The organism is Streptomyces sp. NPDC052040 (assembly GCF_044548405.1).
Taxonomy (GTDB): Bacteria; Actinomycetota; Actinomycetes; order Streptomycetales; family Streptomycetaceae; genus Streptomyces.
Genome location: NZ_JBIUBV010000004.1, coordinates 131,027 through 150,560, shown reverse-complemented (window position 1 = coordinate 150,560; position 19,534 = coordinate 131,027). Strand labels below are relative to the sequence as shown.

The following is a 19,534-nucleotide window of genomic DNA, read 5'->3' as shown; positions in this document are numbered from 1 at the left end:
ACCGCACGACCCACTGAGGACATCACGTACATGAGCGACGCACCCGTCATAGGCGTCCTGGCCCTCCAGGGCGACGTACGGGAGCACCTCATCGCCCTGGCCGCGGCGGACGCCGTGGCCAGGCCGGTGCGGCGCCCCGAAGAACTCGCCGAGGTCGACGGCCTCGTCCTCCCCGGCGGCGAGTCCACCACCATCTCCAAACTGGCCGTCCTCTTCGGGGTGATGGACCCGCTGCGCGCCCGTGTGCGCGAGGGCCTGCCCGTCTACGGCACCTGCGCGGGCATGATCATGCTCGCCGACAAGATCCTCGACCCCCGCTCCGGCCAGGAGACCATCGGCGGCATCGACATGATCGTTCGCCGCAACGCCTTCGGGCGGCAGAACGAGTCGTTCGAGGCGGCGGTCGACGTCCGCGGCATCGAGGGCGATCCTGTAGAGGGCGTCTTCATCCGGGCCCCCTGGGTCGAGTCCGTGGGCGCCCGGGCCGAGGTGCTCGCCGAGCACGGCGGCCACATCGTCGCCGTCCGCCAGGGCAACGCGCTCGCCACGTCGTTCCACCCGGAGCTGACCGGAGACCACCGCGTGCACGCGCTCTTCGTCGACATGGTGCGCGCCAACCGGGCGCCGGAGTCCTTGTAGGATCTCTGGCGTTCGTACAGAGATGGGTTACGCGAAGGAGACAGGCAGATGTCCGGCCACTCTAAATGGGCCACGACGAAGCACAAGAAGGCCGTCATCGATGCCAAGCGCGGCAAGCTCTTCGCGAAGCTGATCAAGAACATCGAGGTCGCGGCGCGGACGGGAGGCGCGGACCTGGACGGAAACCCGACTCTCTACGACGCCGTCCAGAAGGCCAAGAAGCAGTCGGTTCCGAACAAGAACATCGACTCGGCACTCAAGCGCGGAGCGGGCCTGGAGGCCGGTGGCGCCGACTACGAGACGATCATGTACGAGGGCTACGGCCCCAACGGTGTCGCGGTGCTCATCGAGTGCCTCACCGACAACCGCAACCGCGCGGCCTCGGACGTCCGTGTCGCCATGACCCGCAACGGCGGTTCCATGGCAGACCCGGGCTCCGTCTCGTACCTGTTCAACCGCAAGGGCGTGGTGATCGTCCCCCAGAACGGCCTGACCGAGGACGACGTCCTGGGCGCCGTACTCGAGGCGGGCGCCGAAGAGGTCAACGACCTCGGCGAGTCCTTCGAGGTCATCAGCGAGGCCACCGACCTGGTCGCGGTCCGCAAGGCCCTCCAGGAAGCCGGGATCGACTACGACTCCGCCGAGGCCAACTTCGTGCCGACCATGCAGGTCCAGCTCGACGAAGAGGGCGCGAGGAAGATCTTCAAGCTGATCGACGCGCTGGAGGACAGCGACGACGTGCAGAACGTCTTCGCCAACTTCGACGTCAGCGACGAGGTCATGGAGAAGGTCGACGCCTAGCGCCTCCGGCGCCGACGCGAACCTACGGGCCGACGGGACACCCCCCGTCGGCCCGTCGCTTTGCGGCCCGTTGTCGGTGGCACCCGATAGCCTGCACAAACAGGCGAGCGAAGGGAGGCGCGGGGGTGCGCGTGCTGGGGGTGGACCCGGGACTGACCCGGTGCGGCGTGGGCGTCGTCGAGGGCGTGCCAGGACGGCCGCTGACGATGCTCGGCGTCGGTGTCGTCCGTACACCCGCGGACGCCGAACTGGGGGACCGCCTGGTCGCCGTGGAGCAGGGCATCGAGCTCTGGCTCGACGAGCACCGGCCTGAATTCGTCGCCGTGGAGCGGGTCTTCAGCCAGCACAATGTGCGGACCGTCATGGGCACCGCCCAGGCCAGCGCCGTCGCCATGCTCTGCGCCGCCCGCCGCGGCATCCCCGTCGCCCTGCACACTCCCAGCGAGGTCAAGGCCGCCGTCACCGGCACCGGCCGCGCCGACAAGGCCCAGGTCGGCGCCATGGTCACCCGGCTGCTCCGGCTGGCCGCGCCGCCCAAACCCGCCGACGCCGCGGACGCCCTCGCGCTCGCCATCTGCCACATCTGGCGCGCCCCCGCCCAGAACCGACTTCAGCAGGCCGTCGCCCTGCACACCTCGAAAGGCCGCCCCGCATGATCGCCTTCGTCAGCGGCCCGGTCGCCGCCCTTGCCCCGGACTCGGCCGTGGTCGAGGTGGGCGGCATCGGCCTCGCCGTCCAGTGCACCCCCAACACGCTCTCCGGGCTCCGTACCGGACAGCAGGCCAGGCTCGCCACCTCCCTGGTCGTCCGGGAGGACTCGCTGACGCTGTACGGCTTCGCGGAAGACGACGAGCGCCAGGTCTTCGAACTGCTCCAGACCGCGAGCGGTGTCGGCCCCCGCCTGGCCCAGGCGATGCTGGCCGTCCACACCCCGGACGCCCTGCGCCGCGCCGTGGCCACCGGCGACGAGAAGGCCCTCACCGCCGTGCCCGGCATCGGCAAGAAGGGCGCCCAGAAGCTGCTGCTGGAGCTGAAGGACCGCCTGGGCGCCCCCACCGGCGCCCCCGCGGTTGGCGCGCCGGTCACCACCGGCTGGCGCGACCAGCTGCACGCCGCCCTGATCGGCCTCGGATACGCGACCCGGGAGGCGGAGGAGGCCGTGACCGCGGTCGCCCCGCAGGCCGAGGCCGGTCCGGGCGCCCCCCAGGTCGGCGTGCTCCTGAAGGCGGCCCTCCAGACCCTCAACCGCGCCCGCTGACCCGTCCGCGCCCCCATAGGAACACCGAGGCACACTCCATGAACTGGGACGACACGACCGACGCCGCCGAGCGGCTGGTGGGCCCGGTCGCCGACCGCGAGGACCAGGCCGTCGAGGCCGCCCTGCGCCCCAAGGACCTGGACGAGTTCATCGGCCAGGAAAAGGTCCGCGAGCAGCTCGACCTCGTGCTCCGCGCGGCCCGTGCCCGCGGAGCCACCGCCGACCATGTGCTGCTGTCCGGCGCCCCGGGCCTCGGCAAGACCACCCTCTCGATGATCATCGCGGCCGAGATGGGCGCCCCCATCCGCATCACCAGCGGCCCCGCCATCCAGCACGCGGGCGACCTCGCCGCGATCCTCTCCTCCCTCCAGGAGGGCGAGGTCCTTTTCCTCGACGAGATCCACCGCATGTCCCGGCCCGCCGAGGAGATGCTCTACATGGCGATGGAGGACTTCCGGGTCGACGTCATCGTCGGCAAGGGCCCCGGCGCCACCGCCATCCCCCTGGAGCTGCCGCCCTTCACCCTGGTCGGGGCCACCACCCGGGCCGGACTGCTGCCGCCCCCGCTGCGCGACCGCTTCGGCTTCACCGCCCACATGGAGTTCTACGAGCCCGCCGAGCTGGAGCGGGTCATCCACCGCTCGGCCACCCTGCTCGACGTGGCGATCGACCCGGCCGGAGCGGCGGAGATCGCCGGACGCTCCCGCGGCACCCCCCGAATCGCCAACCGGCTGCTGCGCCGCGTCAGGGACTATGCGCAGGTCAAGGCGGACGGCGCGATCACCCGTGAGGTCGCCGCCACGGCACTCGGCATCTACGAGGTGGACGCCCGGGGGCTGGACCGCCTCGACCGGGCCGTCCTCCAGGCCCTGCTCAAGCTGTTCGGCGGCGGCCCCGTGGGCCTGTCCACGCTGGCGGTCGCGGTGGGGGAGGAACGTGAGACCGTGGAAGAGGTGGCCGAACCCTTCCTGGTCAGGGAAGGACTGCTCGCCCGGACCCCGCGCGGGCGGGTGGCCACACCGGCCGCCTGGGCCCATCTGGGCCTGGCCGCACCGACCGGGGCTCCCGGCGGTGCGACGGGGGGAGTGACCGGGGGAAACGGACAACAGGACCTGTTCGGGGCGTGACGGCGCGGGACTCGCACGGGCAGGAACCCGGGTGCCATGCTGGGCGTTGTTCCATGCGTGCGGACTCGCTTAGACTCCGCCGATGCCGCCCTTGCGGGCGGTGCCGACCACCCCCATCCACCAGGCCGCCGTAGAGCGGTCGTGCGAAGGAAAATTCCGTCCCGTGAATACCTTGACCCTTCTCCCGTTCATTGTGCTCATCGCGGCCATGTTCCTGATGACGCGCTCGGCCAAGAAGAAGCAGCAGCAGGCCGCGTCCATGCGGAACGAGATGCAGCCCGGCTCCGGCGTCCGCACGATCGGGGGCATGTACGCGACGGTCAAGGAGGTCAACGAGGACACGGTCCTCCTCGACGCCGCCCCGGGGGTGGACCTGCTCTTCGCGAAGAACTCGATCGGCGCCGTACTGACCGACGACGAGTACAACCGCATCGTGCACGGCATCGAGCACGACCTCAAGGCCGACGGCGCCCTCGTGCCGGACGACGCCTCCTCCCTCACCGGGACGGACGAGCCCGCCGCCGACACCTCCGCCGACAAGGCCGTCGACCTCGGCAAGAAGGACACGGACGAGGCGGCCGACGAGACCGTGACCCCCGGCGCGAAGGCCGACGAGACCGGGATCCCCGGCGTGAAGGCCGACGAAGCAGAGCCGAAGAAGACCGACGGCGAGTCCGACGCGAAGTAGCCGCGCCCCGGGAGCACGGCGCGCTGCGGTCGCGGCGGACGCCTCCCGGGACGTGTCGTTCCCGCACGGAGTCCCGACACCATGTCATGGCCGACCGCGCGCCCGACCGGCGCCGGCCGGCCCGAGAGGGAGTACGAGAAGGTGGCAGCACCGAAGAAGGGCCGGAGCGCGAGCGCCCAGAGCAGGCCGGGGCGCTCGCTGGCCCTCATCCTGATCGCCATCGCGGCGCTCACCGGGGGAATGTTCGCCTCCGGACACCCCACTCCGCGTCTCGGCATCGACCTCGCCGGCGGCACCAGCATCACGCTGACGGCGGTCAACGAACCCGGTCAGCCCAACGCGATCAACAAGACCAACATGGACACCGCGGTCGAGATCATGAACCGCCGTGTCAATGGCCTCGGTGTGTCCGAGGCGGAGGTCCAGACCCAGGGCGATCGCAACATCATCGTCAACATCCCCCGGGGCATGAACTCCGAGGAAGCCCGCCAGCAGGTCGGCACCACCGCGAAGCTCTACTTCCGTCCGGTCCTCCAGCGCGAGGCCTCCGGCACCCCCACCGCCCCGTCCAGCCCGGGCGCCAGCCCGAGCGCGGGCGGCAGCGCCAAGCCCAGCGCCCCGGCCGGGACCAAGCCGAGCGCGTCGAGCAGCGCCAAGGCGGGCTCCACCGCCCACCCCACGGCCTCCGCCACCACCCAGGGCCGCCCCGTCACCGACGCGCTGAAGGCCGGTTCCGCCTCGCCGTCGGCCAGCGGTTCCGCCAAGCCCTCCGCGTCCGCGGCCAAGGCCTCCACCAGCCCCTCGCCCGCCCCCAGCGGCGGCTCCGGCGACGCGGCCAAGCTCCAGGCCCAGTACGCCGCCCTCGACTGCAGCAAGCCCGCCCAGCGCGCCACCGCGGGCAAGGGCGCCAAGCCCGGTGACTCCACCGTCGCCTGCGGCAAGGACGACAACGTCTGGAGCAAGTTCATCCTCGGCCCGGTCGCCGTCGACGGCACCGAGGTCAGCAAGGCCCAGGCCGTCTTCGACACCCAGGGTGCCGCCGGCTGGCAGGTCCAGATGACCTTCAACTCCAGCGGCTCCAAGAAGTTCGCCGACGTCACCGGCCAGCTGTCCAAGAACAACACCCCGCAGAACGAGTTCGCGATCGTCCTGGACGACGAGGTCGTCTCCCACCCGTACGTCAAGACGGCGATCACCGGCGGCAACGCGGAGATCTCCGGCAGCTTCACCCAGGCCGACGCCCAGAGCCTGTCCAACATGCTCTCCTACGGCGCGCTCCCGCTGACCTTCAAGGAGTCGAGCGTCACCACCGTGACCGCGGCGCTCGGCGGCGAGCAGCTCCAGGCGGGTCTGATCGCCGGTGCCATCGGCCTGGCCCTGGTCGTGATCTACCTGGTGGTCTACTACCGCGGCCTGTCCATGGTGGCCGTCGCGTCGCTGCTGGTGTCCGCGACCCTCACCTACGTGATCATGTCGCTGCTCGGCCCGACGATCCACTTCGCGCTGAACCTGCCCGCGGTCTGCGGTGCCATCGTCGCGATCGGTATCACCGCGGACTCCTTCATCGTGTTCTTCGAACGGATCCGGGACGAGATCCGCGAGGGCCGCTCGCTGCGCCCCGCCGTCGAACGTGCCTGGCCGCGCGCCCGGCGCACCATCCTGGTCTCCGACTTCGTGTCCTTCCTGGCCGCCGCGGTGCTGTTCATCGTCACCGTCGGCAAGGTCCAGGGCTTCGCGTTCACGCTGGGTCTGACCACGGTCCTGGACGTGGTGGTGGTCTTCCTCTTCACCAAGCCGCTGATGACGATCCTCGCCCGCCGCCCGTTCTTCGCGAACGGACACAGCTGGTCCGGCCTCGACCCCAAGCGCCTCGGCGCCAAGCCGCCCCTGCGCCGCACCCGTCGCCCCTCCGCCCCCGTCGACCCGAAGGAGGCGTGAGAGATGTCGAAGCTCGGCAACCTCGGCGCCCGGCTCCACCGAGGCGAGGTCGGCTACGACTTCGTCGCCAACCGCAAGATCTGGTACGGCATCTCGATCCTGATCACCATCACGGCGATCGTGGGCCTGTCGGTGCGCGGCCTGAACATGGGCATCGAGTTCCAGGGCGGAGCGATCTTCACCACGCCGAAGACGAGTGTCTCGGTGGACCAGGCGGAGACCTACGCGCACGACGCCTCCGGCCACGAGGCCGTGGTGCAGAAGCTCGGCACCGGCGGCCTGCGCATCCAGGTCGCGGGGGTCGACACCGGCAAGTCCGACCAGATCAAGACCACGCTGGCCAAGGATCTGAAGGTCAACGCCGAGCAGATCAACGCCGACCTGGTCGGCCCCAGCTGGGGTGAGCAGATCGCCAGCAAGGCCTGGCAGGGCCTGGCGATCTTCATGGTCCTCGTGGTGATCTACCTGGCCATCGCCTTCGAGTGGCGGATGGCGGTGGCGGCCCTGGTCGCCCTGATCCACGACATCACCATCACCACCGGTATCTACGCCCTCGTCGGCTTCGAGGTCACGCCCGGCACGGTGATCGGTCTGCTGACGATCCTCGGTTACTCGCTCTACGACACGGTCGTCGTCTTCGACAGCCTCAAGGAGCAGACGAAGGACCTCACCAAGCAGACCCGCTGGACCTACAGCGACGTCGCCAACCGCTCCATCAACAGCACCCTGGTCCGCTCCATCAACACCACGGTGGTGGCCCTGCTGCCGGTGGCCGGTCTGCTGTTCATCGGCGGCGGCTTCCTCGGCGCGGGCACGCTGAACGACATCTCGCTGTCGCTGTTCGTCGGCCTCGCGGCCGGTGCGTACTCGTCGATCTTCATCGCCACGCCGCTCGTCGCCGACCTCAAGGAGCTCGAGCCGCAGATGAAGGCCCTCCGCAAGCGGGTCCTGGCCAAGCGCGCCCAGGCCGCCGCCGAGGAGGAGGCCGGCGGCCGCCCGGCCACCGAGGAGCCGGAGGACGCCACCCCGGCCGTCGTCGGCCAGCGTCACCAGCCCTCGTCCCGCGGCCGCGGCCGCGGCCGACCCTCGGGAAAGCGCCGATGACCGACACCACCGGCATACAGACCCTGCTGCTCAGCCGTATCCGCGATGTGCCCGACCACCCGGAGCCGGGCGTGATGTTCAAGGACATCACCCCGCTCCTGGCGGACCCGGGAGCCTTCGGCGCCCTCACCGACGCCCTGGCCGACCTCGCCGTACGGCACGGCGCGACGAAGATCGTCGGCCTGGAGGCCCGCGGATTCATCCTCGGCGCCCCGGCCGCCGTCCGCGCGGGCGTCGGCTTCGTGCCCGTCCGCAAGGCGGGCAAGCTCCCCGGAGCGACTCTCCGCCAGGCCTACGACCTGGAGTACGGCTCCGCCGAGATCGAGGTGCACGCCGAGGACCTCGGTGCAGCCGACCGCGTGATGGTCGTCGACGACGTCCTGGCCACCGGCGGCACCGCCGAGGCCTCCCTCCGGCTCATCTGCCGGGCGGGCGCCGAGGTCGCCGGGGTCTCGGTGCTCATGGAGCTGGGCTTCCTGGGTGGCCGCGCCCGGCTGGAACCGGCTCTCGGCGGGGCACCGCTGGAGGCGCTCCTCCAGGTCTGACAGGCCCCCGAAGGCCCGGAGACGGGCCGGCGGGGACAGCGGAAGGACCCGCGCGGTCAACCCCCGCGCAAGGCCGTGGCAGGCCGCCGTACACCGAGAGGCGGGCCCGGAGGAATCCGGCGCCCGCCTCCGGCGTTCCCTTCGGTAGCAGGCCCTTCCAGCGGCCTGAGGGCGAGCCCGGAGCCCGGGATCGCTACCATGGGGTTTCCGGAGCCTGACCGGGGGACCCGGATCGCGCACGAGGAGCCCTCTTGCCAGACGAGGCCCAGCACCTGACCGCCGCCAAGCCCGACGCGCCGTCGGAGGCCGCGGCCCAGCCCGCGCGCAGCGCCAAGGACGCCCCGCACGAGCCGGTCGAGCACGCCCAGTCCGCGCCCGCCGAACCGGCCGCCGAGCGGCCCCGCCCCGCACCGGCCCCCGCCGAGCGCACCCCCGCGGTCCGTCCCGCCCCGGCCCCGTCCGCCCGCTCCGGCTCCTCCAACCGGGTCCGCGCCCGCCTCGCCCGCCTCGGTGTGCAGCGCGCCAACCCCTACAACCCGGTCCTGGAGCCGCTGCTGCGGATAGTGCGCAGCAACGACCCGAAGATCGAGAACGCAACGCTCCGCCAGGTCGAGCGCGCCTACCAGGTCGCCGAGCGCTGGCACCGCGGCCAGAAGCGCAAGAGCGGCGACCCCTACATCACCCACCCCCTCGCGGTGACCACCATCCTCGCCGAGCTGGGCATGGACCCGGCCACCCTGATGGCGGGGCTGCTGCACGACACCGTCGAGGACACCGAGTACGGCCTCGACCAGCTGCGCCGCGACTTCGGCGACACCGTCGCCCTCCTCGTGGACGGCGTCACCAAGCTGGACAAGGTCAAGTTCGGCGAGGCCGCGCAGGCCGAGACCGTACGCAAGATGGTCGTGGCCATGGCCAAGGACCCCCGTGTCCTGGTCATCAAGCTGGCCGACCGCCTGCACAACATGCGCACCATGCGCTACCTCAAGCGCGAGAAGCAGGAGAAGAAGGCGCGCGAGACCCTGGAGATCTACGCGCCGCTCGCCCACCGCCTGGGCATGAACACCATCAAGTGGGAGTTGGAGGACCTCGCCTTCGCGATCCTCTACCCCAAGATGTACGACGAGATCGTCCGGCTGGTCGCCGAGCGCGCACCCAAGCGCGACGAGTATCTGGCGATAGTGACCGACGAGGTCCAGGGCGACCTGCGCTCCGCCCGCATCAAGGCGACGGTCACCGGCCGCCCCAAGCACTACTACAGCGTCTACCAGAAAATGATCGTCCGCGGCCGTGACTTCGCGGAGATCTACGACCTGGTCGGCATCCGCGTCCTCGTCGACACCGTCCGCGACTGCTATGCGGCACTGGGCACCGTCCACGCCCGCTGGAACCCGGTTCCGGGGCGGTTCAAGGACTACATCGCGATGCCCAAGTTCAACATGTACCAGTCGCTGCACACGACGGTGATCGGCCCCAACGGCAAGCCGGTCGAACTCCAGATCCGCACCTTCGACATGCACCGCCGCGCCGAGTACGGCATCGCCGCGCACTGGAAGTACAAGCAGGAGGCCGTCGCGGGCGCCTCCAAGGTCCGTACGGACGCGCCCCGTTCGGGCACCAAGAACGCCAAGGACCACGACGCCGTCAACGACATGGCGTGGCTGCGCCAGTTGCTCGACTGGCAGAAGGAGACCGAGGACCCCGGCGAGTTCCTGGAGTCCCTGCGCTTCGACCTCTCGCGCAACGAGGTCTTCGTCTTCACCCCGAAGGGCGATGTCATAGCGCTGCCGGCCGGGGCCACCCCGGTCGACTTCGCCTACGCGGTCCACACCGAGGTCGGGCACCGCACGATAGGCGCCCGCGTCAACGGCCGTCTGGTGCCCCTGGAATCCACCCTGGACAACGGCGACCTGGTGGAGGTCTTCACCTCCAAGGCACCGGGCGCCGCACCGTCCCGCGACTGGCTCGGCTTCGTGAAGTCGCCGCGCGCCCGCAACAAGATCCGGGCGTGGTTCTCCAAGGAGCGGCGCGACGAGGCGATCGAGCAGGGCAAGGACTCCATCGCCCGCGCCATGCGCAAGCAGAACCTGCCGATCCAGCGCATCCTGACCGGCGACTCGCTCGTGACCCTCGCCCACGAGATGCGCTACCCCGACATCTCCTCGCTGTACGCGGCCATCGGCGAGGGCCATGTCGCGGCGCAGAACGTCGTACAGAAGCTGGTGCAGGCGCTCGGCGGCGAGGAGGCCGCCACCGAGGAGATCGACGAGGCCGTCCCGCCGACCCGCGGCCGCGGCCGCAAGCGCCGCCGCAGCCAGGACCCCGGAGTGGTGGTCAAGGGCGTCGACGACGTCTGGGTGAAGCTGGCCCGCTGCTGCACCCCGGTCCCCGGCGACCCGATCATCGGCTTCGTCACCCGCGGTAGCGGTGTCTCGGTCCACCGCACCGACTGTGTGAACGTCGAGTCCCTGTCGCGCGAGCCCGAACGCATCCTCGACGTCGAATGGGCCCCCACGCAGTCGTCCGTCTTCCTGGTCGCGATCCAGGTCGAGGCGCTGGACCGCTCACGGCTGCTCTCCGACGTCACCCGGGTCCTCTCCGACCAGCACGTCAACATCCTCTCGGCCGCGGTGCAGACCTCCCGCGACCGGGTCGCCACCTCCCGCTTCACCTTCGAGATGGGCGACCCGAAACACCTGGGCCATGTGCTGAAGGCCGTACGGGGCGTGGAGGGCGTCTACGACGTCTACCGTGTGACCTCGGCCCGCAGGCCGTCCGACTGACCGGCCGAACCGCGCCACCGGCGCACGCGAAGGGGGCCCGTACGCACCGTACGGGCCCCCTCTGCACGCGGAGGATCAGCCGCCGAACTCCTGGAGGCCCTTCAGGGCCTGGTCCAGCAGCGCCTGGCGGCCCGCAAGCTCCCGCTCCAGCTTCTCGGCCTTGGCCGCGTTACCGGCGGACCGGGCCTGCTCGATCTGGCCGCTGAGCTTGTCCACGGCGGCCTGGAGCTGGCCGGTCAGCCCCTCGGCACGGGCCCGCGCCTCCGGGTTGGTGCGGCGCCACTCGGCCTCCTCGGCCTCCTGGATCGCCCGCTCGACCGAGTGCATCCGGCCCTCTACCTTGGGACGGGCGTCCCGCGGGACGTGCCCGATGGCCTCCCAGCGCTCATTGATCGAGCGGAAGGACGCCCGCGCCGTCTTCAGGTCGCCGATCGGCAGCAGCTTCTCGGCCTCCTCGGCCAACTCCTCCTTGAGCTTGAGGTTCTCGGCCTGCTCCGCGTCGCGTTCCGCGAACACCGAGCCGCGCGCGGCGAAGAACACGTCCTGGGCGCCGCGGAAGCGGTTCCACAGATCGTCCTCGTGCTCGCGCTGGGCGCGGCCCGCCGCCTTCCACTCGCCCATCAGCTCGCGGTAGCGCGCCGCCGTCGGACCCCACTCCGTCGAACCCGACAGCGCCTCGGCCTCGGCGACCAGCCGCTCCTTGGTCTTGCGGGCGTCCTCGCGCTGCGAGTCGAGCTGCGCGAAGTGCGCCTTGCGCCGCTTGGAGAACGCCGAGCGGGCGTGCGAGAAGCGGTGCCACAGCTCGTCGTCCGACTTCCGGTCGAGCCGCGGCAGCCCCTTCCAGGTGTCCACCAGCGCCCGCAGCCGCTCACCGGCCGCCCGCCACTGGTCGGACTGCGCCAGCTCCTCGGCCTCGACGACCAGCGCCTCCTTCTTGTGGCGCGCCTCGTCGGACTGCTTCGCCCGCTGCGCCTTGCGCTCCTCACGGCGCGTCTCGACGCTCTCCACGAGCTTGTCCAGCCGGGTCCGCAGCGCGCCCAGGTCGCCGACCGCGTGGTGCGCGTCCACCTGCTCGCGCAGATGACCGATCGCGGTCTGGGCGTCCTTCGCCGACAGATCGGTGGTCTGCACACGCTTCTCGAGGAGGCCGATCTCGACCACCAGGCCCTCGTACTTGCGCTCGAAGTAGGCCAGCGCCTCCTCGGGGGAGCCTGCCGCCCAGGATCCGACGACCTGCTCTCCGTCGGCCGTACGCACGTACACGGTCCCCGTCTCGTCGACGCGGCCCCACGGGTCGCTGCTCACAGCGCCTCCTCCACATGATGCCTGCGAGGGGTCTTGGCGCCCCCGGGCATCGTCCACAGTTTCGTCACCGCCAACATAGGCGACCGGCGGGGCGGCTGTCCGCATCCCGCGCGACCGAAATTCCGCAGTTGACGGTCAGGATTTCGTCACCGTCGCCTTGTTGATCACGACAGTTGCGTTCGGTGCGGTGTTCCCCGTCGTGGGGTCCGCGGGCTGGGCGCCCGCGGCCGCGATCTTCTTCAGAACCTTCATGCCCGCCGCGTCCACGGTCCCGAACGGTGTGTAGCTCGGCGGCAACTGGCTGTCCTGGTACACCAGGAAGAACTGGCTGCCGCCGCTGTTGCGGCCCTGCTGGGTCTGCGCGTTGTACTGGTTGGCCATCGCCACGGTGCCCGCTGGGTACACGTTGCCCTTGAGGCTCTTGTCCTTGAGGTTCTCGTCCGGGATGGTGTAGCCGGGCCCGCCGGTGCCGGTGCCCTTCGGGTCGCCGCACTGGAGCACATAGATGCCCTGGTCGGTGAGCCGGTGGCACTTGGTGTGGTCGAAGAAGCCCTGCTCCGCGAGGAAGTTGAAGGAGTTCACGGTGTGCGGGGCCGCCGCCGTCTTCAGCGCGATGCCGATGTCACCGCACGTCGTCGACAACTTCATCGAGTACGCCGCCGAGGTGTCGATGGCCATCGCCGGCTCCTTCTTCCAGCTCAGCTTCTTCACCGAGCCGGCCGCCGGCTTCGCGCACGGGTCCTGGGCCTTCCCGGACGGCGTTGCGCTGGGCGTGACCTCGGAGGCGGCGTTCTTCTTGTCGTCGCCCTTGAAGACCCCGGCCGTGTAGGACAGGACACCGCCCACCAGCACCACTCCGAGCACGGCCCCGATCACCGAATTGCGCGTGCGCGACTTGCGCCGTGCCTCGGTGCGCCGCTGCTGCTGGCGCAAGAACTTCTCCCGGGCGAGCTGTCGCCGCCGCTGTTCCTGGCTGACCACGGGGTTGTCTCCTCATGCGTCTCGTACGCCGACCGGTACGCGTGCGTCTGGTGTGTCCTGCGCCCGCGTGTGCCCCGTACCGTATATGGGTTCGCTGAGGAAACGGCAGCGCCGGTAGGCTCTGACCGCGAAACAGTCACTCTCCGTACGACACACCTAAGGACGATCGTGCTGATTGCCGGGTTCCCCGCAGGGGCCTGGGGGACCAACTGCTACCTGGTCGCCCCCGCCGCGGGTGAGGAGTGCGTGATCATCGACCCGGGCCACCAGGCCGCCCCCGGAGTCGAGGAGGCAGTCCGGAAGCATCGGCTCAAGCCCGTCGCGGTCGTCCTGACCCACGGCCACATCGACCATGTGGCCTCGGTCGTCCCGGTCTGCGGCGCGCACGACGTACCCGCCTGGATCCACCCCGAGGACCGGTACATGATGAGCGACCCGGAGAAGGCGCTCGGCAGGTCCATCGGCATGCCGCTGATGGGCGAGCTGACCGTGGGCGAGCCGGACGACGTCAAGGAGCTGACCGACGGCACGCGGCTGGAGCTGGCGGGCCTGGAGCTGTCCGTCGCGCACGCGCCCGGCCATACCAAGGGGTCGGTGACCTTCGGCCTGCCCGAGGCGGCGGACATCCCGCCCGTCTTCTTCTCGGGCGACCTGCTGTTCGCCGGCTCCATCGGACGCACCGACCTGCCCGGCGGCGACATGGCCGAGATGCTCGACTCGCTGGCCCGTGTGTGCCTGCCGCTCGACGACTCGACCGTGGTGCTGTCCGGCCACGGCCCCCAGACGACCATCGGCCGCGAGCGCGCCACCAACCCGTATCTGCGGCAGGTGGCCGCCGGCCCGGGAGCGGACCCGCACCCCGCGCCCCGACGAGGAATGTGACGAGAGAGCTTTCGTGAGCACCTTCAAGGCCCCCAAGGGCACCTACGACCTGATCCCGCCGGACTCCGCAAAGTACCTCGCGGTGCGCGAGGCGATCGCGTCCCCGCTGCGCAACTCCGGCTACGGCTACATCGAGACACCCGGCTTCGAGAGCGTGGAGCTGTTCGCCCGCGGTGTCGGCGAGTCCACCGACATCGTGACCAAGGAGATGTACGCCTTCGAGACCAAGGGCGGCGACCGTCTCGCCCTGCGCCCCGAGGGCACGGCCTCCGTGCTGCGCGCCGCGCTGGAGGCCAGCCTGCACAAGGCGGGCAACCTCCCGGTCAAGCTCTGGTACTCGGGCTCGTACTACCGCTACGAACGCCCGCAGAAGGGCCGCTACCGCCACTTCTCGCAGGTGGGCGCCGAGGCGATCGGTGCCGAGGACCCCGCCCTGGACGCCGAGCTGATCATCCTGGCCGACCAGGCCTACCGCTCGCTCGGCCTGCGCCAGTTCCGCATCCTGCTCAACAGCCTGGGCGACAAGGAGTGCCGCCCGGTCTACCGCGCCGCGCTCCAGGACTTCCTGCGCGGCCTGGACCTGGACGAGGACACCCGCCGCCGGATCGACATCAACCCGCTGCGCGTGCTGGACGACAAGCGCGAGTCGGTGCAGCAGCAGCTGGAGGGTGCCCCGCTGCTGCGCGACTACCTGTGCGACGGCTGCAAGGCGTACCACGAGGAGGTGCGCGAGCTGATCACCGCGGCGGGCGTCTCCTACGAGGACGACCCCAAGCTGGTGCGCGGTCTGGACTACTACACGCGGACCACCTTCGAGTTCGTCCACGACGGTCTGGGCTCCCAGTCCGCGGTGGGCGGCGGCGGTCGCTACGACGGCCTCTCGGAGATGATCGGCGGCCCGGCGCTGCCGTCCGTGGGCTGGGCGCTGGGTGTCGACCGCACCGTGCTCGCCCTGGAGGCCGAGGGGATCGAGCTCCAACTCCCCGCGTCCACCAGCGTGTTCGCGGTGCCGCTGGGCGAGGAGGCCCGCCGGATCCTCTTCGGCAAGGTCACGGAGCTGCGCAAGCTCGGTGTCGCCGCGGACTTCGCGTACGGCGGCAAGGGGCTGAAGGGCGCGATGAAGAACGCCAACCGCAGCGGCGCCCGCTACACGATCGTCGCCGGTGAGCGCGACCTCGCCGAGGGCGTCGTCCAGCTCAAGGACATGGAGTCCGGCGAGCAGACGGCGATCGGTGTGAACGAGATCGTGGCGGAGCTGGAGTCCCGGCTCGGCTGAGACGCTCGCAGGGGGCGGGCCGCACCGGCCCGCCCCCGGTCGTCCCTCGCGCACCGGCCCGCCCCCGGTCGTCAGCCCGCGGATCGGCCCGCCCCCGGTCGTCCCTCGCGGTCCGGCGCCGCCCCTCCTCGTCAATTCCGCTCCCGGCGGTTCCCGCCCCCGTGTGATTCCGGTGCCCGGACACCGCCCGGGACGGCCTGAACCGAACGCTCCGGGGCCCCTGCGCGTACTTCCTTATGCACAGCCAACGGTGGCCAGGGGTGCAGGTGCGGCACAATGGCCCCTGTCCGCAGGTCCATTCCCTCAAGCATCGGAATCGGCGTGATGAGCAAGACGACAGTCAAGGACGTCTCCACCGGGCCCACCGAGTCGGCACCCGCCGCCGAGCCCCGTACGGTGGGCGGCAGTCGCGCGTTCGCCCTGCTGCTCGTGATCACCGGCGCGGCCGGTCTGCTCGCCGCCTGGGTCATCACGCTCGACAAGTTCAAGATCCTTGAGGGCAAGGTGAGCGGCAAGACGTTCACCCCCAGTTGCAGCATCAACCCGGTCGTCTCCTGCGGAAACGTCATGGAGAGCAAGCAGGCCGCGGTCTTCGGCTTCCCCAACCCGATGCTCGGCCTGGTCTGCTACGGCATCGTCATCTGCGTCGGAGTGAGCCTGCTCACCCGGGTCCGCTTCCCCCGCTGGTACTGGCTGACCTTCAACGGCGGCACCCTCTTCGGCGTCGCCTTCTGCACCTGGCTCCAGTACCAGTCGCTGTACCGGATCAACGCGCTGTGCCTGTGGTGCTCGCTGGCCTGGGCCGCCACGATCATCATGTTCTGGTACCTGACCTCCTTCAACATCCGCAACGACTTCCTGCCCGCGCCGCGCCCCGTGAAGAACTTCCTCCGCGAGTTCACCTGGGTGCTCCCCGCCACCCACCTCGGCATCATCGCCATGCTGATCCTGACCCGCTGGGGCAGCGCGCTCTGGACCTGACCGGGCACCGGCCGGATGCCCTCAGGCCCGCGGACAAGGGGCCCGGGGGCATTGTCGGCGGCGTGACATAGGGTTTCAGCGTGGAGCCCGATCTGTTCACCGCCGCCGCCGAAGAACGCCAGGAGAAGGACCCGGCCGCAAGCCCGCTCGCGGTCCGGATGCGCCCGCGCACCCTGGACGAGGTGGTGGGCCAGCAGCATCTGCTCAAGCCCGGATCCCCGCTGCGCAGACTGGTCGGCGAGAGCGGCGGCGGACCCGCCGGACCCTCCTCGGTGATCCTCTGGGGCCCGCCCGGCACCGGCAAGACCACCCTCGCCTATGTGGTCTCCAAGGCCACCAACAAGCGCTTCGTGGAGCTGTCGGCGATCACCGCGGGCGTCAAGGAGGTCCGCGCGGTCATCGACGGCGCCCGCCGGGCCAGCGGCGGCTTCGGCAAGGAGACCGTCCTCTTCCTGGACGAGATCCACCGCTTCAGCAAGGCCCAGCAGGACTCCCTGCTGCCCGCCGTGGAGAACCGCTGGGTCACGCTGATCGCGGCCACCACGGAGAACCCGTACTTCTCGGTGATCTCCCCGCTGCTGTCCCGCTCCCTGCTGCTCACCCTCGAACCGCTCACGGACGACGACGTGCGCGGCCTGCTGCGCCGCGCCCTCACCGACGAGCGGGGCCTCGCGGGCGCCGTGACCCTGCCCGAGGACACCGAGTCCCATCTGCTGCGGATCGCGGGCGGCGACGCCCGCCGCGCCCTGACAGCGCTGGAGGCCGCCGCCGGGGCCGCCCTCGACAAGGACGAGGCGGAGATCGGCCTCACCACCCTTGAGGAGACCGTCGACCGCGCCGCGGTGAAGTACGACCGCGACGGGGACCAGCACTACGACGTGGCGAGCGCCCTCATCAAATCGATCCGCGGTTCCGACGTGGACGCGGCCCTGCACTATCTGGCCCGGATGATCGAGGCGGGGGAGGACCCCCGCTTCATCGCCCGCCGCCTCATGATCTCCGCCAGCGAGGACATCGGCCTGGCCGATCCGAACGCGCTGCCCATCGCCGTGGCCGCCGCCCAGGCCGTCGCCATGATCGGCTTCCCGGAGGCTTCCCTCACCCTCAGCCACGCCACCATCGCCCTCGCCCTGGCCCCCAAGTCCAACTCGGCGACCACCGCGATCGGCGCGGCCATGGAGGACGTCCGGGGCGGTCTCGCCGGGTCCGTGCCCGCGCATCTGCGCGACGGGCACTACAAGGGCGCGGCCAAGCTGGGCCACGCCCAGGGGTATGTGTATCCGCACGACCTGCCGGAGGGCATCGCCGCCCAGCAGTACGCCCCGGACGCGCTCAAGGGCCGCGAGTACTACACCCCGACCCGGCACGGTGCCGAGGCGCGGTACGCGGACGCGGTGGAGTGGACCCGCAAGCACCTCGGCCGGAGGTCCTGACCCGCACCGGTCCGGGCGGCCGCCCGGGAAGGGGGCCGAGAGGGGCGGGGGTCGAGAGGGGCCCGCGCACCCTGTAGAATCCCCGAAAGCGCTGCGTCCCGTGCCCGGCACCTCCGAAAGGGGAGGCCGGCACCACCAGAGCGGGACATCCAGCCGGAACCCCACGGCCCTTGCGGTACGGGGATTCCAGGAGCGTCGCGCACCGTCGAACGGTGTCGCGGGCAGCCCACCACCTCCCGGGTCACTCCCGGAGACAGGCCGGTGGGCCACTCGCGTGCTGCACGTATGTGCCCAGACCAGGGGAGCGGCTGCCCGGCAGGTCCACCACGGACCCGCGGGGTTTCCCCGGCTGCGGATGCGACCTCCCCTAACCCTGGTGAAGCCGATTCCATACAGAAAACACGAGGTGTTCGGTTCATGGCGAACCAGTCCCGCCCCAAGGTCAAGAAGTCGCGTGCCCTCGGCATCGCGCTGACCCCGAAGGCCGTCAAGTACTTCGAGGCCCGCCCCTACCCGCCGGGCGAGCACGGCCGCGGCCGCAAGCAGAACTCGGACTACAAGGTCCGTCTGCTGGAGAAGCAGCGTCTGCGCGCCCAGTACGACATCTCCGAGCGCCAGCTCGTCCGCGCCTACGACCGCGCCTCCAAGGTCCAGGGCAAGACCGGTGAGGCCCTGATCGTCGAGCTCGAGCGCCGCCTCGACGCGCTGGTCCTGCGTTCGGGCATCGCCCGCACGATCTACCAGGCCCGCCAGATGGTCGTCCACGGCCACATCGAGGTCAACGGCCAGAAGGTCGACAAGCCGTCGTTCCGCGTCCGTCCCGACGACGTCGTGATGGTCCGCGAGCGCAGCCGCGAGAAGTCGCTCTTCCAGGTCGCCCGCGAGGGTGGCTTCGCCGCCGACGGCGAGACCCCGCGCTACCTCCAGGTGAACCTCAAGGCCCTGGCGTTCCGCCTGGACCGCGAGCCGAACCGCAAGGAGATCCCGGTGATCTGCGACGAGCAGCTCGTCGTCGAGTACTACGCCCGTTGATCCTCATCCGGCGGACGTAGCACCCCAGCACATCGGCCCGTCGTCCCCCGCCCTCACGGGCGGCCGGGACGGCGGGCCGACGCGCGTCCGGCCCCGACACCCCGGAGGCCCGGGGGAGTTGACGCCCCGCGCATCCGCCCGTGCACGCTGGGTGAGGCCCCGAGTGCCCGAAGTGTGCGCCCCGCGCACAACTCCGGTGCGCAGGGCCCCTAATCCGGTACGGAGCGAGGGCTCCGGCGCGATAGGCTCGGAAGACGACTTTTCGATGTTCAGACACGTTCCAGGGAGCGGGTGCGCACGGTGTCCGGTGGAGAGGTGGCCGGGATTCTGGTGGCCGTCTTCTGGGCGATCCTGGTCTCCTTCCTCGCCGTAGCGCTGGCGAGGCTGGCCCAGACGCTCAAGGCGACCACCAAGCTGGTGGCGGACGTGACCGACCAGGCCGTCCCGCTGTTGTCCGACGCCTCCGTGGCGGTGCGCTCCGCGCAGACCCAGATCGACCGGGTCGACGCGATCGCGACGGACGTCCAGGAGGTCACGTCGAACGCGTCGGCGCTGTCCACGACCGTCGCCTCCACCTTCGGCGGCCCCCTGGTGAAGGTCGCGGCCTTCGGGTACGGCGTCCGCCGGGCCCTGTCCGGCCGCGGTGAGAACGTGCCTGCCAAGGCCCCCCGGCGTACCGTGATCGTGGGCCGCACCGTCCCGTCTCCCCGCCGGGGGAAGCGGAACAACCGGGGATTCAACCGGGAAGAGGGGCTCTGACC

18 protein-coding genes are annotated in these 19,534 nt (G+C 70.8%); 16 read left to right on the top strand and 2 right to left on the bottom strand.

Annotated elements, in window-relative coordinates; genetic code table 11:
* Positions 1-30 precede the first annotated feature (30 nt).
* The 10 genes from pdxT (at position 31) to ACIHAA_RS11350 (ending at position 10,883) form a co-directional block, all read left to right on the top strand.
* Positions 31-639, top strand: coding sequence for a pyridoxal 5'-phosphate synthase glutaminase subunit PdxT (gene pdxT, locus ACIHAA_RS11395; RefSeq protein WP_399815687.1), 609 nt, complete (start codon positions 31-33; stop codon positions 637-639).
* A gap of 48 nt (positions 640-687) precedes the next feature.
* The gene (locus tag ACIHAA_RS11390; protein WP_399815685.1) at positions 688-1,440 is read left to right on the top strand and encodes a YebC/PmpR family DNA-binding transcriptional regulator; all 753 of its coding nucleotides are present in this window, start codon (positions 688-690) and stop codon (positions 1,438-1,440) included.
* 125 nt (positions 1,441-1,565) lie between these two features.
* Complete coding sequence (gene ruvC / locus ACIHAA_RS11385; RefSeq protein WP_399815684.1) at positions 1,566-2,096, top strand: crossover junction endodeoxyribonuclease RuvC; 531 nt, start codon at positions 1,566-1,568, stop codon at positions 2,094-2,096.
* Positions 2,093-2,698, top strand: a complete 606-nt coding sequence (ruvA, locus tag ACIHAA_RS11380; protein ID WP_399815682.1) for a Holliday junction branch migration protein RuvA — start codon at positions 2,093-2,095, stop codon at positions 2,696-2,698. The genes ruvC and ruvA overlap by 4 nt, the downstream gene beginning before the upstream one ends.
* Positions 2,699-2,736: 38 nt before the next feature.
* Positions 2,737-3,825, top strand: coding sequence for a Holliday junction branch migration DNA helicase RuvB (ruvB, locus tag ACIHAA_RS11375; protein WP_399815680.1), 1,089 nt, complete (start codon positions 2,737-2,739; stop codon positions 3,823-3,825).
* 163 nt (positions 3,826-3,988) lie between these two features.
* Positions 3,989-4,513 (top strand): preprotein translocase subunit YajC, encoded by a 525-nt coding sequence (gene yajC, locus ACIHAA_RS11370; protein ID WP_399815678.1) that lies wholly within the window; start codon positions 3,989-3,991, stop codon positions 4,511-4,513.
* A gap of 141 nt (positions 4,514-4,654) precedes the next feature.
* Positions 4,655-6,451: a protein translocase subunit SecD gene (gene secD / locus ACIHAA_RS11365; RefSeq protein ID WP_399815676.1), complete on the top strand. Its 1,797-nt coding sequence runs from the start codon at positions 4,655-4,657 to the stop codon at positions 6,449-6,451.
* Between the two features lie 3 nt (positions 6,452-6,454).
* Positions 6,455-7,555 (top strand): protein translocase subunit SecF, encoded by a 1,101-nt coding sequence (gene secF, locus ACIHAA_RS11360; protein ID WP_399815674.1) that lies wholly within the window; start codon positions 6,455-6,457, stop codon positions 7,553-7,555.
* Complete coding sequence (locus ACIHAA_RS11355; protein ID WP_399815672.1) at positions 7,552-8,100, top strand: adenine phosphoribosyltransferase; 549 nt, start codon at positions 7,552-7,554, stop codon at positions 8,098-8,100. Before secF ends, ACIHAA_RS11355 begins: the two co-directional genes overlap by 4 nt.
* Positions 8,101-8,351: 251 nt before the next feature.
* A complete protein-coding gene (locus tag ACIHAA_RS11350) occupies positions 8,352-10,883 on the top strand; it encodes a RelA/SpoT family protein (protein WP_399815671.1) in 2,532 nt (843 codons plus the stop codon).
* 75 nt (positions 10,884-10,958) lie between these two features.
* Here the strand turns inward: ACIHAA_RS11350 and ACIHAA_RS11345 are convergent, their stop codons facing one another.
* Positions 10,959-12,188, bottom strand: a complete 1,230-nt coding sequence (locus ACIHAA_RS11345; RefSeq protein ID WP_399815669.1) for a DUF349 domain-containing protein — start codon at positions 12,186-12,188, stop codon at positions 10,959-10,961.
* A 135-nt stretch (positions 12,189-12,323) separates the two neighbouring features.
* On the bottom strand, positions 12,324-13,169 hold the full coding sequence (locus tag ACIHAA_RS11340) for a peptidylprolyl isomerase (protein ID WP_399815667.1): 846 nt from the start codon (positions 13,167-13,169) through the stop codon (positions 12,324-12,326).
* A gap of 168 nt (positions 13,170-13,337) precedes the next feature.
* On the opposite strand from ACIHAA_RS11340, the gene ACIHAA_RS11335 reads away from it, so the two are divergent.
* From ACIHAA_RS11335 to ACIHAA_RS11310, 6 genes are all read left to right on the top strand, one after another.
* The gene (locus tag ACIHAA_RS11335) at positions 13,338-14,051 is read left to right on the top strand and encodes an MBL fold metallo-hydrolase (RefSeq protein WP_399815666.1); all 714 of its coding nucleotides are present in this window, start codon (positions 13,338-13,340) and stop codon (positions 14,049-14,051) included.
* Positions 14,052-14,064: 13 nt separating this feature from the next.
* Positions 14,065-15,327, top strand: coding sequence for a histidine--tRNA ligase (gene hisS / locus ACIHAA_RS11330; protein WP_399815664.1), 1,263 nt, complete (start codon positions 14,065-14,067; stop codon positions 15,325-15,327).
* Between the two features lie 324 nt (positions 15,328-15,651).
* Positions 15,652-16,308 carry a vitamin K epoxide reductase family protein gene (locus ACIHAA_RS11325; RefSeq protein ID WP_399815662.1) on the top strand — a complete coding sequence of 219 codons (657 nt, stop codon included), beginning with the start codon at positions 15,652-15,654 and terminating at the stop codon, positions 16,306-16,308.
* 80 nt (positions 16,309-16,388) lie between these two features.
* Entirely contained in the window at positions 16,389-17,741 is a 1,353-nt protein-coding gene (locus tag ACIHAA_RS11320) for a replication-associated recombination protein A (protein WP_399815660.1), read from the top strand.
* Between the two features lie 417 nt (positions 17,742-18,158).
* Positions 18,159-18,773: a 30S ribosomal protein S4 gene (gene rpsD, locus ACIHAA_RS11315; RefSeq protein ID WP_399815658.1), complete on the top strand. Its 615-nt coding sequence runs from the start codon at positions 18,159-18,161 to the stop codon at positions 18,771-18,773.
* Positions 18,774-19,064: 291 nt separating this feature from the next.
* The gene (locus ACIHAA_RS11310) at positions 19,065-19,532 is read left to right on the top strand and encodes a DUF948 domain-containing protein (protein WP_399815656.1); all 468 of its coding nucleotides are present in this window, start codon (positions 19,065-19,067) and stop codon (positions 19,530-19,532) included.
* Positions 19,533-19,534: the final 2 nt, after the last annotated feature.